12 protein-coding genes and 1 riboswitch are annotated in these 16,778 nt (G+C 37.1%); of the genes, 8 read left to right on the forward strand and 4 right to left on the reverse strand.

From position 1 onward, the window contains the following. Positions 1–22 precede the first annotated feature (22 nt). Complete coding sequence (locus AC0ONG_RS24855; RefSeq protein WP_474204377.1) at positions 23–1,381, forward strand: arsenic transporter; 1,359 nt, start codon at positions 23–25, stop codon at positions 1,379–1,381. A 255-nt stretch (positions 1,382–1,636) separates the two neighbouring features. Here AC0ONG_RS24855 and thiC read toward each other — a convergent pair whose 3' ends face one another. After that, positions 1,637–3,397, reverse strand: a complete 1,761-nt coding sequence (gene thiC, locus AC0ONG_RS24860) for a phosphomethylpyrimidine synthase ThiC (protein WP_000814477.1) — start codon at positions 3,395–3,397, stop codon at positions 1,637–1,639. 112 nt (positions 3,398–3,509) lie between these two features. After that, positions 3,510–3,625, reverse strand: a riboswitch (TPP riboswitch). A 71-nt stretch (positions 3,626–3,696) separates the two neighbouring features. Beyond that, on the reverse strand, positions 3,697–5,358 hold the full coding sequence (gene lldP / locus AC0ONG_RS24865; RefSeq protein ID WP_001099345.1) for an L-lactate permease: 1,662 nt from the start codon (positions 5,356–5,358) through the stop codon (positions 3,697–3,699). A 297-nt stretch (positions 5,359–5,655) separates the two neighbouring features. Between lldP and AC0ONG_RS24870 the strand changes: the two genes are divergently transcribed. After that, a complete protein-coding gene (locus AC0ONG_RS24870; RefSeq protein ID WP_001014091.1) occupies positions 5,656–5,973 on the forward strand; it encodes a magnetosome magnetite crystal formation protein family in 318 nt (105 codons plus the stop codon). A gap of 69 nt (positions 5,974–6,042) precedes the next feature. On the opposite strand, the gene AC0ONG_RS24875 is transcribed toward AC0ONG_RS24870, so the two are convergent. Together AC0ONG_RS24875 and AC0ONG_RS24880 are read right to left on the reverse strand one after the other, a co-directional pair. Then, a complete protein-coding gene (locus AC0ONG_RS24875) occupies positions 6,043–6,534 on the reverse strand; it encodes a metal-binding protein (RefSeq protein WP_001139077.1) in 492 nt (163 codons plus the stop codon). A gap of 50 nt (positions 6,535–6,584) precedes the next feature. Continuing rightward, a complete protein-coding gene (locus AC0ONG_RS24880; protein WP_000810378.1) occupies positions 6,585–6,950 on the reverse strand; it encodes a YkvA family protein in 366 nt (121 codons plus the stop codon). Between the two features lie 544 nt (positions 6,951–7,494). Between AC0ONG_RS24880 and AC0ONG_RS24885 the strand changes: the two genes are divergently transcribed. From AC0ONG_RS24885 to AC0ONG_RS24910, 6 genes are all read left to right on the forward strand, one after another. Beyond that, on the forward strand, positions 7,495–9,423 hold the full coding sequence (locus tag AC0ONG_RS24885; protein WP_000665344.1) for an LTA synthase family protein: 1,929 nt from the start codon (positions 7,495–7,497) through the stop codon (positions 9,421–9,423). A gap of 546 nt (positions 9,424–9,969) precedes the next feature. Next, the gene (locus AC0ONG_RS24890) at positions 9,970–10,854 is read left to right on the forward strand and encodes a D-amino-acid transaminase (protein ID WP_079997269.1); all 885 of its coding nucleotides are present in this window, start codon (positions 9,970–9,972) and stop codon (positions 10,852–10,854) included. A 210-nt stretch (positions 10,855–11,064) separates the two neighbouring features. Beyond that, positions 11,065–12,807 (forward strand): C40 family peptidase, encoded by a 1,743-nt coding sequence (locus tag AC0ONG_RS24895; protein WP_000760264.1) that lies wholly within the window; start codon positions 11,065–11,067, stop codon positions 12,805–12,807. Between the two features lie 366 nt (positions 12,808–13,173). Then, complete coding sequence (locus tag AC0ONG_RS24900; protein WP_001051018.1) at positions 13,174–14,385, forward strand: NupC/NupG family nucleoside CNT transporter; 1,212 nt, start codon at positions 13,174–13,176, stop codon at positions 14,383–14,385. A gap of 261 nt (positions 14,386–14,646) precedes the next feature. Further along, a complete protein-coding gene (locus AC0ONG_RS24905) occupies positions 14,647–15,402 on the forward strand; it encodes a diguanylate cyclase domain-containing protein (protein WP_000653231.1) in 756 nt (251 codons plus the stop codon). Beyond that, a complete protein-coding gene (locus AC0ONG_RS24910; protein ID WP_000988755.1) occupies positions 15,399–16,700 on the forward strand; it encodes a glycosyltransferase family 2 protein in 1,302 nt (433 codons plus the stop codon). The genes AC0ONG_RS24905 and AC0ONG_RS24910 overlap by 4 nt, the downstream gene beginning before the upstream one ends. Positions 16,701–16,778 lie beyond the last annotated feature (78 nt).

The raw sequence follows: 16,778 nt of genomic DNA on the forward strand, positions 1-16,778 counted from the left end.
AAAATAGAAAGGTAGGCAAAATATGAGCATTGAAATATGGATTACTATTATTGTATTCTTCTTAACAATGATTGTTATCTTTTGGCGGCCTCGAGGTTTAAATGAGGCGTGGCCAGCAGCGGTCGGCGCTGGTATTATCCTCTTTACAGGAATCGTATCAAAACCAGACGTCATAGATATTGTTAGTAAAATAGGAGGAGCCTCCATAACAATATTAGCGACCATTGTTATGGCAGTTATATTAGAAAGCTTCGGCTTCTTCCATTGGTCCGCAGCGAAACTAGCAAATTTAGCAAAAGGGGCCGGTCACCGTTTATACTGGTATATTCAATTACTATGTTTTCTTATGACTCTTTTATTTAATAACGACGGCAGTATTTTAATTACAACTCCAATTTTAATTCTTCTTCTAAAAAACCTTCAATTAAAACCACATCAACAAATTCCTTATTTATTAAGTGGCGCTTTAATCGCTACTGCGTCTAGTGCACCAATTGGTGTAAGTAATATCGTAAACTTAATTGCATTAAATATCGTTAATATGACTCTTTATATGCATACTGCTATGATGTTTGTACCTGCAACATTAGGCTTATTATTTATGTCATGGCTCATGTATACAGTTTTGAAGAAAAAACTTCCGAAAAAATTACCTGTTTCTTCATATGATATTGAAGAAATTTTTTTCACGAAAAACTTCCATCCACTAAAAGGAAATAATTCTGTTGATACGAAACAAAAACGGACAAGATTCATGTTAAAAGTATTAGGTTTTGTCTTCCTTATGCGCTGTCTTCTATTCGTTGCATCCTTCTTATCCATACCAATTGAAATCGTTGCGGTACTCGGTTCACTCGTTCTTCTCATTTGGAGATGGTACTACTTACGAACAAATCCTGTCGACATTTTGAAAAAGACACCGTGGCACATTTTAATTTTCGCCTTCTCTATGTACGTCATTATTTACGGACTCCACAACGCAGGATTAACAGCTGCACTTGTACAATGGCTCGAGCCAGTTGTGAATCAGCATCTACTCTATGCTAGCTTTGCGATGGGCGGACTTGTATCCATCCTCTCTAACGTCTTCAATAACCATCCTGCCCTTATGATTGGTACGATCACATTAACAGAAATGGGACTAGATCCAGTCACATTAAAAACAATCTATCTCGCAAACATCATTGGTAGTGACATCGGTTCACTATTACTACCAATTGGTACGCTAGCTTCACTCATTTGGATGTATATTCTGAAACAAAACAAAATTAAAGTAAAATGGAAAGACTATTTAAGTGTATCCCTTATCGTTATCCCGCTCACAACAGTCGTCACACTATTCCTCTTATTCTACTGGGTACACCTCTTCTTTGCCTTATAAAGTGAAACTTTAATCAGTGGGGGTTTTGTTCATCCCCCACTGATTATTAGCCCTAACCAATCGGGCTTTTACGGGCAGCCCGACCCCGACCTAACTTCTTTGCTTCCGCTGAATTTTGAGGTGGGGGTCTTACTGCCCACAAATAGCGGGATAAACAACAGAATCCCCATTTGCTACCGTCTTAGCAAATGGGGATTCTTCTATAATAAAGTTAGGTACTACAGTGTGATCAATCAAGTAAAGAGGTGTAACGTGTTATTGATATAAATGACTACCAGCTTCTTTAAATTCTTCTGCTTTCTCTTTCATTCCTTTTTCAATTGCTTCTGTCGTTTCTAAATCATTTTCTTTTGCATATTCACGAATATCATGTGAAATTCTCATACTACAAAACTTCGGTCCACACATTGAACAGAAGTGAGCTGTCTTTGCCCCTTCTGCAGGCAACGTTTCATCGTGATATTCCATCGCACGTTCAGGATCTAAAGATAGATTAAATTGATCGCGCCAACGGAATTCGAAGCGTGCTTTTGAAAGTGCATCATCACGCTGATGAGCCGTTTTATGTCCTTTCGCAAGATCAGCCGCATGCGCTGCAATTTTGTACGTAATAACACCCGTGCGTACATCATCTTTATTCGGTAAACCTAAATGTTCTTTCGGCGTTACATAACAAAGCATCGCCGTTCCAAACCAACCGATCATCGCAGCTCCAATCGCCGATGTAATATGGTCATAACCTGGTGCAATATCTGTCGTTAATGGCCCAAGTGTGTAAAACGGCGCGCCCTGACAAATATCAAGCTCTTTCTCCATATTCTCTTTAATTAAGTGCATCGGTACGTGTCCAGGTCCTTCGATCATAACTTGCACATCATGTTTCCAAGCAATTTTGGTTAATTCACCAAGTGTTTCAAGCTCAGAAAACTGTGCTTCATCATTTGCATCTGCAATAGACCCTGGACGTAATCCATCTCCAAGAGAGAACGAAACATCGTACTGTTTCATAATTTCACAAATCTCTTCAAAATGAGTATATAGGAAGTTTTCTTTATGATGGAATAAACACCACTGCGCCATAATCGAACCACCGCGTGAAACGATACCTGTCGTACGCTTTGCCGTGATTGGAATGTAACGAAGCAATACACCAGCGTGAATCGTAAAGTAATCAACGCCTTGCTCCGCCTGCTCAATTAACGTATCACGATATACTTCCCACGTTAAATCTTCTGCAATTCCGTTTACTTTTTCCAGCGCTTGATAGATCGGTACAGTTCCAACTGGTACAGGCGCGTTACGAATAATCCACTCACGCGTCGTATGAATATTTTTACCTGTAGATAAATCCATAATCGTATCTGCACCCCAGCGAGTAGCCCACGTCATCTTCTCTACTTCTTCTGCAATAGAAGAAGATACAGCAGAGTTTCCGATATTTGCATTGACCTTCACATGGAAGTTACGCCCGATAATCATCGGTTCAGCTTCTGGATGATTAATATTCGCTGGTAAAATAGCGCGGCCTTCTGCGATTTCCTTACGAACAAACTCCGGCTCTACCCCTTCACGAATCGCAACATACTCCATCTCAGACGTAATAATGCCATTACGTGCATAGTGCATTTGCGTAACATTTGCACCTTGCTTTGCTCTAAGCGGCTTACGATCCATTTGCGGGAAAACAGGTGTATGTTTCGAAGCCACTTTCACACCGTCATCCTCTGGTTTTACTTCACGCCCTTCGTATGCTTCTACATCACCACGCCCCATAATCCAGGAGTGGCGCGGCGTTGGAATGCCTTTTTCCAGCTCGACCTTATACGCAGGATCTGTATAAGGACCGCTCGTATCATACACACGGATTGGTGGATTTGGGACGCCATTCGTTTCGCTTTGTTCAATCTCACGCATCGGCACTTTCATACCTTCTCGTGGTCCATCCACATATACTTTCTTACTCCCTGGTAAACTCGATTTCAATTCAATTTGCTCAGCTGAAACAGATTGTTTCATAAATTTTGTTGCCCCCCTGTTCGTGACAAGGACAAGATATGGCCAGCGCATGCCAAAATAAAAAGAGCCAGGTCCATAAAAAAATAAGGACCTGGCTCATAAAGACATCATTATGTAAAGCCGTTAACTTCCCTACGCTGGTACGAGCCAGATCAGGTCCAAAGGGTTAAGAAGTTCACGCGCTTCTCTCTCAGCCTACGCATACGTTAGGCACCCCTAGTTTATCACTGATTTAATTTTCAATACTTTCCCATCATACACTATAATCTGAAAAATTCAAAGTTTATTTCTTTTGTTTTTTATGGAATCATCCACGTTAAATAATATGCCTGTACATACGTCATAATACCAACAATAATTACGAAGAATAAACTATGCTTCACTGTAAAACGGAACAAATCCGATTCTTTTCCAGCAAGACCAACTGCTGCACAAGCGATGGCAATCGACTGCGGGGAAATCATTTTACCTGTTACACCGCCTGTTGTATTTGCTGCAACGAGAAGCACTTCAGATACGCCGACTTGCTGCGCTGTAATGGCTTGTAAATTCGAGAACAGTGCATTCGCAGACGTATCAGACCCTGTTAGGAATACGCCAATCCAGCCTAAGAATGGTGAGAAGAACGGGAATAGTCCGCCTGTTCCAGCTAATGCTAACGCTAACGTAGAAGATAGGCCAGAATAGTTTGCGATAAATGCAAACCCTAGTACAAATCCGATAGATAGAATTGGCATTTTTAATTCGTTTAACGTTTCTTTAAATGTCACTACTGCATCTTTTACATTCATTTTCAAAATAAACATGGAAATGATACAAGCAATTAAAATCGCTGTTCCAGTTGCCGATAATACATCAAACTTTAGAATTGCCTCGTAAGGCGTTGGTTTATTTACAATTGGCTCTGCTTTCATTACTAGATTATGCAGACCTGGAATTTCAAACTTAAATACAAGACTTTCTAAAGCCCCTCCTGGAGCAAATAATGCCTTAAAGAAATTTTGGCTCCAAATGACTACCATAACCGTTAATACGATAAATGGGGACCATGCCTTCACTACTTTTCCAAACGTTAATTTCGGCATCGATGCTGCTGTCGTTGTTGCTGCTACCTCATTATTTGCTTGCCCGGATTGATAAATTTCTTTCGGCTGCCAAACTTTTAAGAACAGTGCTAAACTCACTAAACTTACAAGTGCTGACGTAATATCCGGAAGTTCCGGTCCTAAGAACGTCGCTGTAATGAACTGCGTAATCGCAAATGAACTACCTGCTACAAGTAACGCAGGCCACGTTTGTCTTACCCCTTTAAATCCATCCATTAAAAATACGATAAAGAATGGAACAAATAATGATAGGAACGGTAATTGATGCCCAGCCATTTGTCCAATTTTATGTGGATCAATACCTGTTACTTGTCCAGCAACTGTAATCGGAATTCCCATCGCTCCGAACGCCACTGGTGCAGTATTTGCAATTAAACAAAGACCTGCTGCGTATAAAGGATTTAACCCAAGACCAGCAAGAAGCGCTGCTGTAATCGCTACTGGCGCTCCAAACCCTGCCGCTCCTTCTAAAAATGCTCCGAATGAAAATCCAATTAAAATAACGAGTAAACGATGATCGTTCGTAATCGATAATACCGATGCACGAATCACATCGAATTGACCTGTTTTTACAGAAATTTTATATAAAAATACCGACATAATGATAATCCAAGCAATTGGCCATAACCCGTACAAAAAACCGTACCCGGTTGCTGCCATTGCCATCGTGAACGGCATTTTATAAGCGAATAATGCTACTAAAACTGTAAGTACAACTGTAATAAATCCTGCCACATACCCCTTCATGCGAAAAACCGCTAAAGCTAAGAAAAAAAAGATAATCGGAATAAGTGCTACCGCTGCTGAAATCCAAATATTACCGAACGGATCATAAACTTGTGTCCATGTGTTCATTGTCCTCTCCCCCTAAAGAATCCCCTTTTAAATAAATACAATCTTATCAATAGACTATCAGGTCATCATACCTTTAAGCCTAAAAATAAAAAACGTTTAAGAAAACGTTTTCAACAACTTCCATTTATACTGTACCATAACAATTTCCATTAAAAAAGATTTTTTTGAAAATTTTATCATTTAACAAAAAAATCTTACAAAATCGTCATGTTCTTGTAATGTTCATCGATAGAAAGCTTACCTAAATTATTGCATAATAATAGTATAACAACAGACATTATTCATGAGGTGATATATATGAACGGAAATAAAATATTAGCTGCGTTATCATACTTTAGTGTACTATTTGCCCCTATCTTATTCCCCATTATCGTTTGGATTGTAGGAGACGCTGAAACAAAGCCACACGCAAAACGTGCTCTATGGACACACATCATTCCAAGTATCGCTACATTTATCGGCTTAACCATTTTAGGAATTATGGGCATAGGATCTGACCAACCAGATGTAACACTTGGAATTGGAGCAATGATTGTCTTAGCTATTTGCGGAATCATCAGCTTATACTACTTCATCTGGAACATTGTAAAAGGAATTAAAGTACTGAAAGCTTAATTTTAAACAAACGTTTGTTTAAAAAAGGACCCTTGCAAATTGCAAGGGTCCTTTTCCCGATTAGTTACTTTATCTTCTGCGTTTCTTCTTTTTTCTCATCATTTTCTTTCGGCGCGTATTCACCTTATCCGCTATAATGTGGAGCGTACTTGCCACAACAATTCCCATTAAGAACGTTACAATTTCAACCTCATGTTTCTTCGCAATTTCTATTAAATTACCATCCAGTGCGATTACATTTAATAGGAATAAAAATGGAGAAAAGACGATTAACATGTACGCAATACGAATCACATCACCAAGTATAATCGTATGCGTAAAGAAAGATCGATGTGGCATTACTTTCTTATAAGGATACCAAAATATACGTAAGAAACCCCATTTGTTATAAGCATTACTGTACGTATCTAAATCTGGTGTTAAAAATGAAGTACCTACTAAAAAACCAATTGCAACAGTTAATAAAAAATCAAAATTTGTTAATCCATACGAAAAGAGCAAAAACAAAACAACCGGAAGGGATATTAAGTTTATTTTCGTATGCGTTCTTCCTGATGGCATAATGCACTTCCTCGCTTACGTTCGTCCTGTCACCTTATGACAGATTTCACCTATTGACCTAATTTCTGATCGATAAATGTTGTGTCTATATCCGAACCAAACCATTCTGCCAACTTCACTCGTGCCTTATCTTTCACATCTTCATTGACGTATAACGACACCTGTATTAGTGCGGCCGTTAACGCCCCTAAATCATCCGTATAGCCAATTCCAGCAATGAAATCTGGAATCGCATCAATCGGTGCAATAAAATAAGCAAGTGCTCCAATTACAATAATTTTCACTCGTTTTGGAACATCGGGTCTTTGCAAAACGTAAAACAGTAATAAACTTGTATAAATGACCGACTGCCCTGCTTGCTTTGCAACATGTTTTACTTTCTTCCAAAACGCTTCAACTGAAAATTTTTGTTTCATGTAAAAGCCTCCCTATTTTTAAAAAGAAATAAGCTACAATATGTTATCAGTAAAAGTTCATGGAAATTACACAAAACCTATCAATGAACTTTCATTGTAACAAATAAACCAAAAAAGAACAAGTGTTCGTTAATTTTTACACGATTTCCTTCATATAATAGATTTCTAGATAACCCTTATCCACCTTCGTTTCTTATTTCTCAACAAAGAAATTTTCACTTCCACTTAACATTCTGCTCTATCTTTGTTATATTTTCTAGTTGACGGACATATAAACGAATGTTAAAGTTTTCTCTGGTAGTGACAAATCTTATACAAAAAATGTAAAATGTTATAGTGTTTCTCAGAAATGAATTTTGTTGTATAATACAGAAATGACGTTATGCTTATGAGCAACAAAAGAAACCAAAAGGGTATGCATAGTTATAGTCGTATATGGGTGAATATAGAACCTTTAATTATGGCCAAGAAAACTATGTATTTTTTATTTTAGCATTTTTCGCTCCAAAATCGACCAAGCCTGATAGAGAAAGGGTGGAAATGAATGAAAGAAACCTTGAAATCGCAATTTCAAAATGTGCGTTTCACTGTATTCGTAGCTTTAGCCTTATGGCTGAAAACTTACATTATTACACGCACAAGCTTTGATTTAAAACTTGAATCTTTCATGCAAGAATTCATTTTATTCCTTAGCCCATTAGCAGCATCATTACTGCTTGTTGGTCTTGCATTATTTGCAAAAGGGAAAAAACGTAACTATATAGCACTTGGAATTAACTTTGTCTTAACAATCGTTCTTGTTGGTAACGTAATGTTCTACGGATTCTACAATGACTTCGTTACTTTACCAGTACTCGGACAAACATCTAACTTCGGAAGTTTAGGTTCTAGTGTGAAAGAATTATTTAACTACAAAATTATTCTTGCATTCGCAGACATTATCGTATTCTTCGTTCTATTGAAGAAAATGAAAAACTTTGCACCTACAGAGCGTGTAGCGCGCCCGATGCGTTCTCTATACTTCGTATCAACAGTTGCTATTTTCTTCGCAAACTTAGGACTTGCAGAAGCTGAACGCCCAGAACTATTAACACGTTCATTCGACCGCGTTATGCTTGTTAAAAACTTAGGATTATATGTACACCAAGTATACGATCTTGGATTACAAGCGAAATCAAGTTCACAAAAAGCATTCGCTGACGGTAGTAAATTACAAGAAACAGAAAACTACGTGAAAACAACACAAAGTAAACCAGATCCAAATATGTTCGGTACTGCAAAAGGGAAAAACGTAATTGTTGTCTCTCTTGAGTCATTACAAACATTCTTAATTGGCGCAACAGTTAACGGACAAGAAGTTACACCGTTCTTAAACCAATTTACGAAAGAAAGTTATTACTTTGATAACTTCTTCCATCAAACTGGGCAAGGTAAAACATCTGATGCTGAATTCCTAGTAGATACTTCTTTATATCCACTAGACCGCGGTGCTGTATTCTTCACACACGGTAACAATGAATATACAGCAACTCCAGAAATTTTACGTCAGCAAGGGTATCACACGTCGGTATTCCACGCAAACAACGCAACATTCTGGAACCGTAACATTATGTATCCAGCACTTGGTTATGATCGTTACTACAACGAGCTTGATTACAAGATTACGCCGGAAACAAAATTAAACTGGGGATTAAAAGATATCGAATACTTCGATCAATCTATTGATATGTTGAAAGAAGTGAAGCAACCATTCTATACTCGCTTCCTTACTTTAACGAATCATTACCCATTCACTTACGATGACAGTACAAAATTAATCGACGAATATAATTCTGGTGATGGAGTATTTGACCGTTACATGGTAACTGCTCGTTACTTAGACGAAGCAATGAAACACTTTATTGAGCGTCTAAAAGCAGAAGGTATTTACGACAACTCAGTAATCGTATTCTACGGTGACCACTACGGTATTTCTGAAAACCATAACCGTGCAATGGCACAGTTCTTAGGAAAAGAAGAAATCACTGCATTTGACCATATGAACTTACAAAAAACACCGATGTTTATTCACGTTCCAGGTCAAAAAGAAGGTAAAACAATTTCGAAACCAACTGGTGAAATTGATATTAAACCAACTATTCTAAACTTACTTGGTGTAGATTCTACAAATGACGTTCGATTCGGTCATGATGTATTCTCACCTGATAATAAAGGATTTGTTGTTCTTCGTGACGGTAGCTTCATTACAGATAAATACATGTACACAAACAGTACATTCTACGACCGTGCTACTGGCGAAGTTGTACAATTACCGAAAGAAGAATCTCAACCACTAATTGATCGTGCCCAAAATGAATTGCACATGTCTGATAAAATCATTGAAGGTGACTTACTTCGCTTCTCTGAAAGTAATAAGATCAAAACTGGTGAAGTAAAAACAGCTATTAAAGAAGAAAAGAAGAGCGCTGAGTAATCTCAGCCTCTTTTTTTATTTTCTTCCATACAACTGCTTATATTCATTAACTTTAAAATTACATAACCTTTACCAAATATTCACATAGGGTTAATGAAGAATCTCTATAATAAAATATGTAAACAAGGTTCTACATATTTCTTACCTCTCATCTTTCGTAAGATCCCTTAAAGAAATGTGTAAATCTCTTGTTTCTACTTTCTTATAATTGTCTTTCAACATGTTTTGTTTCCATACACAAAGCATTCAACGAGACAATGTCCCTATGAAAGATAGCTACCCTCCTTGTGCAGCATTCCATAAGAATGTTGCTTTTTTTTATTTAAAAGCAGGATTCTCATTTCTTATTTTCGAATTTGTATATACAAAATGCTGTAAAGTGAAACTTTAATCAGCCCGTTAATGCGGGGGAAATCGTCCTTACTTCTCTATGATTTACAAATACATATACGGTCATATATAGAGAATTGCTTACATAAAAATTACTATAGTGATTTTTATCTCGCATGAATGAAAGTTTCACGTTATTTACGTACTTACGAAAGGATGGGACGGAAATTGGCATACGAAAAATTTGTACTTTGGAATGATGAAGTTATTGATACAACAAAACAACAAACGTACATAGAACTTGAAGAAAGAGGTTTGCAATTCGGAGATGGTGTCTACGAGGTTATTCGCCTATATAAAGGGAACTTTCACTTATTAGATCCGCACATAACAAGATTATATCGATCCATGGAAGAAGTAGAATTATCGCTCCCTTTCTCAAAAGCTGAACTCATCACTTTACTTTACAAATTAATTGAACGAAACCATTTCCACGAAGATGGCACAATTTATTTGCAAGTATCTCGCGGTGTACAAGCTCGCACACATGTATTTTCATATGACACCCCTCCGACAATTTATGCCTATATTACAAAAAAAGAAAGACCAGCATTATGGATTGAATATGGTATACGCGCTATATCAGAACCCGATACTCGATGGCTACGCTGTGACATTAAATCATTAAATTTATTACCAAACGTACTAGCTGCTACGAAAGCTGAACGTAAAGGCTGTAAAGAGGCACTTCTCATAAGGAATGGTATCGTAACGGAAGGAAGCCATTCCAACTTCTTTTTAATTAAAAACAGAACTCTTTACACACATCCAGCCAATCACCTTATTCTAAATGGCATTATTCGTCAATATGTCCTTTCTTTAGCGAATACTCTTCACATTCCTGTACAGGAAGAACTTTTCAGCGTTCGTGACGTTTATCAAGCAGATGAATGCTTTTTTACAGGCACAACGATTGAAATTTTACCAATGACCCACCTTGATGGAACCGCGATTCAAGATGGGCAAGTTGGGCCTATCACCAAAAAACTGCAAAAATCTTTTAATCAAATCTTGTTACAATCCAATATGGCATCTTCTTAAACACGAATAATTTCTGTCCTTTCATATTCAATATATACATTTAAATGGAAATCAAGGTGTAAATTTATGCCTTGATTTTTTTTTTGTAATCTTTTTGTCATATTCAGATTCCTACATAAGTCTTGACAGTAATCGACATGCTCTTTAGAATTTTTAACAGTTGGTAAATATTTCTTCACTACATTACAGACAGAAAGGAATCGACAAATTATGAAAAAGTATCTTGCCGGTCTTGCGGCAGTGTCTGTAGCAGGAGGAGCAGCACCTACACTTGATAGTGTTCAAGCTGCACCTGAACAAAATACACAAAAAGCTGCTACAACTGTCCAAGCTTCTGCATCAAACGACTCATCTTATAAGGTAAACGCGAGCGTATTACATGTTCGTGCGGGATCAAGCACTTCTCACGACATCATCTCACGCGTTTATAACGGTCAATCACTAAACGTGATTGGCGAAGAAAATGGTTGGTTCAAAATTAACATTAACGGAAAAACAGGCTTTGTTAGTGGCGAATTTGTATCAAAAAGTGGAGCAACAAACAACAATGTAAGCACAGGCGGAAACAATAAAGTTACTGCTGATGTATTACGTGTACGTACAGCTCCTAACACTTCTAGTTCTGTTTCTGGACGTGTATATGCAGGACAAACATTAAACGTAATTGGACAAGAAAATGGTTGGGTGAAAATTAACCATAATGGACAAGTAGGTTATGTAAGTGGCGAATTCGTATCTGGCGTTTCTTCTAATGCGGGTTCTTCAAACAACAATACGAATAATAACAATAACAACCAAGAAGTAAAACCAGCAAGCGGAAACTATACAGTAAATGTATCTTCCCTTCGTGTTCGTACAGGTCCTAGTACTTCTCACACAACTGTAGGTTCTGTTACAAAAGGACAAGTAGTACAAGTTGTTGGCGAAGTTCAAGATTGGTTCAAAATCAATTACGCAGGACAAACTGCTTATATAAGCAAAGACTACGTAACAAAAGGCGGTTCTAACGAAAACGTTACAGAAGGCAACAAACAAGAGCAAAACAATAATAATGGAACTATTCAAACTGGCGGTTCTTACGTGGTTAACGCTACATCTTTACGTGTTCGTACAGGCCCTGCTGCTTACCATAGTGTAATTGGTGGTGTTTTAAACGGTACAACATTAAACGTAGTTGGATCTGAAAACGGTTGGTTTAAAGTAAATTACCAAGGAAAAACAGGCTTTGTTAGTAGCGAATTTGTAAAATTCGTTAAAGGTGGTACTACTACTCCTGAGCAACCAAAACAACCTGAAAAACCTAACCAAGGTGCAATTGGCGACTACTACATTAATGCTTCTGCACTAAATGTACGTAGCGGCGAAGGTACAAATTATAGAATCATAGGTGCACTTCCACAAGGACAGAAGGTTCAAGTAATCTCTGAAAACTCTGGATGGAGCAAAATTAACTACAACGGTCAAACTGGTTATATCGGAACACGTTACCTATCTAAAACACCAGTTGGAGGCGCAGTAGATAATAAGCCTAACAATAACCAAAATAACAATCAAAACAATAACAACAATAATAATACAGGCAATAATAGTGGCGACAGTTCTTCCGTACTTGCATATGCAAAATCAATGCAAGGTGTACCATACGTTTGGGGCGGAACTTCTGCTAACGGCGTAGACTGCAGTGGCTACATCTACCATGTATTTAAGAAATTTGGTCATAACATTAGCCGTCAAAGTGTTGCGGGATATTGGAGTAGCCTACCAAAAACTTCAAGTCCACAACCTGGTGACTTAATTTATTTCCAAAACACTTATAAATCTGGTCCTTCTCACATGGGTATTTACCTTGGGGGCGGATCATTTATCCAAGCTGGAGATAAAGGTGTAGCAATCGCTTCATTAAATAACTCTTATTGGAAGAGCCACTTCTTAGGATACACGAAAGCACCTTAATTAATAGTTTCAAAGCCTTCTAGTTTACTAGAAGGCTTTTTTGTTACGAGTTCAACACATTACTCCCTTTCCCCTAGTTTCTCTCTACAAAATAATGTATCCATTCTTCTATTTCATACACTTTATTCTGCAAAAACAATGCATAACGTTATCATAATGTATATATTTTCATAAAAAACATAACCTATTTCATGTCTATTTATTTTATATGTGTTTTTTTGAAGAATTTTCTTTTTATTTAAACTTTTCATTAGACGTTTGACCTCCGATGTCCATTATGATAAGTTACTTAAGATGTTATATTCGTAAATGTATAGACAACTGGTTTATACACTGTTTTTACTATGAGGAAGGAGCATACACTGCATGAATCTTTTATGGGGAATTGGCGGCGTGATTGGAGTATTAGCAATTGCTTTCTTACTATCTTCCAACCGCAAAGCTATTAATTGGCGCACAATTTTAATTGCGCTAGCATTACAAATGTCATTTTCATTTATCGTATTACGATGGGATGCTGGTAAAGCAGGTTTAAAACACGCTGCTGACGGTGTTCAAGGATTAATTAATTTTTCTTACGAGGGAATTAAGTTCGTTGCTGGGGATTTAGTCAACGCAAAAGGACCTTGGGGATTTGTATTCTTTATTCAAGCACTACTTCCAATCGTATTTATTAGTTCATTAGTAGCAATCTTATATCATTTCGGTATTATGCAGAAATTTGTTAGCGTCGTTGGTGGTGCATTAAGTAAACTTCTTGGAACTTCTAAAGCAGAAAGCTTAAACTCAGTAACGACTGTATTTTTAGGACAAACTGAAGCTCCAATCTTAATTAAACCTTACTTAGCACGCTTAACAAATAGTGAATTCTTCACTATTATGGTAAGCGGTATGACAGCTGTTGCCGGATCAGTTCTTGTCGGCTATGCAGCAATGGGTATTCCGTTAGAGCACTTATTAGCAGCTGCAATTATGGCAGCTCCATCAAGCTTATTAATTGCGAAACTAATCATGCCAGAGACAGAAAAAGTAGATAATAACGTTGAACTTTCTACAGAACGTGAAGACGCAAACGTTATCGACGCAGCTGCACGTGGTGCATCTGAAGGTATGCAACTTGTTATTAACGTAGCAGCAATGTTAATGGCTTTCATTGCATTAATCGCTTTATTAAATGGTCTATTAGGATTAGTTGGGTCTTTATTCCATATTAAACTTAGCCTTGATTTAATCTTCGGTTACTTATTATCACCATTTGCAATCTTAATCGGGGTTTCTCCAGGTGAAGCTGTACAAGCAGCAAGCTTTATCGGTCAAAAACTTGCAATCAACGAATTCGTTGCATACGCAAACTTAGGACCACATATGGCAGAGTTCTCTGACAAAACAAATCTAATTTTAACATTCGCAATCTGTGGATTCGCAAACTTCTCTTCTATTGCAATTCAATTAGGTGTAACAGGAACGCTAGCTCCTACTCGCCGTAAACAAATTGCACAATTAGGGATTAAAGCAGTTATCGCTGGTACATTAGCTAACTTCTTAAATGCAGCAGTTGCAGGTATGATGTTCCTATAAACTTATATAGAGTCTTCTCTTTCTCCAAGAGAAGACTTTTTTCATGCACTCCAAACGCCTTTTATGTATCTATCAATCACCTTATCCCAAATATGAGAACATTATGATACAATAATGTTTAAGTCTTTTTATTTTTCTTATGAAAATAGAGATACTACTTGTTGTTGCCCTTCAAAAGAATTTAACGACATAGTCAATTTCTTAATAATTGCGCATACTACAAGTATCTATGGATGAAATAGCTTTAAGGAGGAAAGTTTTGTGAAAGATAAGTTCTATAAAATCCTCTCTATGTGGATTCTACAAATTGTATTTTATTTTACTACTGTACATGTGACGAATTATGAGCATGCGCTCATTTTTACAATAATATATGTAATCGTAAATGTACTATTCTTATTTTTAGCTGATAAAACAGCATTTATTTTCTTCATACTAGGAACCATTATTTCCGTATTTTATTTATTTTATCAAGCATGGCTTCATTTATGGAGTACATCAGATCAATGGCAATATATGATTACCCACTTCCTGATGGTAGCTAACTTCTTCATTGTATATATAACAACTCACCTATTGAAAAAAGTGATTCATGAAAATAAAACTTTAACTGAGCGTGTGAGAACGTTGGAACAATATATTGGAGAATCAAAATTATTAACTAGACAAGAATTCGAGAGACGCCAAGCGTTATTAACGACTGCAATGAATCGTCGTAATGAAACAGGCGTTATCGTTTACTTTGATTTCACTTCCTTTAGTAAATATACGAAGGAAAGTGTTATGGATCGTGTAGCTTCCTTATTAGTTGAAACGGTAAGGAATGATTTTGACCTTGCTGCTGAATATGATGAGAGTACATTAGTTATTTTATTACAGAACACAAATGAGGCTGGTGCAGATATAGTAATGAACCGTCTACAGCCAAAATTAGAAAAATGGCTTGCAGCTGAAGCAATCCAAGATATAAAAATTTCAAGCGAGCAAATTGGAAACAAAGGACAGACATTGTTATGATGACTCTCGTTATACTTCTTTTATTTCTTCTGTTTTGCGTACTCGTTTTTTGGATCAGTATCACATTTTCAATTAAATATGTACTTATTTTTACGGCCTTTCTATTCTCTGGCTTACTCGTTTACTACTCTTTCTTAACAATCGCGGGCCTAATTCACCGAAATAGCAAACGAAAAGATCGTACACTAGAACATTATCCTAGCGTCGATATTTTCATACCTGCCCATAATGAAGGGGTCGTTATTAAAGATACTTTAGAGGCGATGGCGAAGATTGAATATCCAGGAAAGCTAACTATTTATTTATTAAATGATAACTCTCAAGATGAAACACCTGAAATCGGCGATGATTTCGACAAAGCTTATGCTCATATTCGCCACATTCGTGTTCCCTCCGGTGAACCGAAGGGTAAATCACGTGTACTAAACTATGGGCTTAGTATTTCAGATGGTGAATACTTCTGTGTTTACGATGCAGATAACCAACCTGAACCACACGCACTGCGAATGCTTGTAGAGCACGCTGAAACAACTGAAGATGCGGTTGGAGCAGTTGGACACGTTCGTACTGTAAATGAAAAAAGAAACTGGTTGACGCGAATGATTTCGCTAGAATTTCAAATCTTCCAGCTCCTTATGCAATCTGGACGCTGGTTACTATTCCAAACGGGTTCACTAACAGGAACAAATATGCTTCTTCGTCGCTCAGCACTAGAAGAGCTTGGTGGCTATGACCCTTATGCAATTGCAGAAGATGCTGAATTAACATTACGAATTACACAAAAAGGTTATCTCTTACCAATCGTCCCAGAATCAGTTACTTGGGAACAAGAACCAGAGCATTTAAAAATTCTTATTAAACAACGTACACGTTGGCTCCAAGGAAATTTATACATTTTAGAAAAAATGTTCTCGTCATTAAGTTTCTTTAAAGGAAAACTGCTCGTTCATTCCTTACAACAAGTTCTAGTGTATGTTGTATTTTGGCTATTCCTAATCATTTCAAACGTTTGGTTTGTAATTGGGCTACTCGGGATATTCCAAATTCAATATAGCATTCCGCTACTATTTATGTGGTATGTAGCATATATTACATATGTTTCACAATTATTTAGTGCCCAGAGTGTCGAACGAACCTTTACACCGACTAATATTTTTATTAGCGTTATTATGTACTTTACGTATGCACAGCTCTTTACGTACTTATTTATTCGCAGCTTAATCTTATATTTACGTGCAAAGAGCAAGAAACAAGTCATCGGCTGGGATAAGACAGTTCGATTTAAAAAAGATAAATAAAAATAAGCACAGAGCGCCGTATGCTCTGTGCTTATTTATTGCCGTATAAATTATATATCAGACAATACCCCTTAGCTG

It is taken from the genome of Bacillus sp. TCT6, from assembly GCF_056033845.1.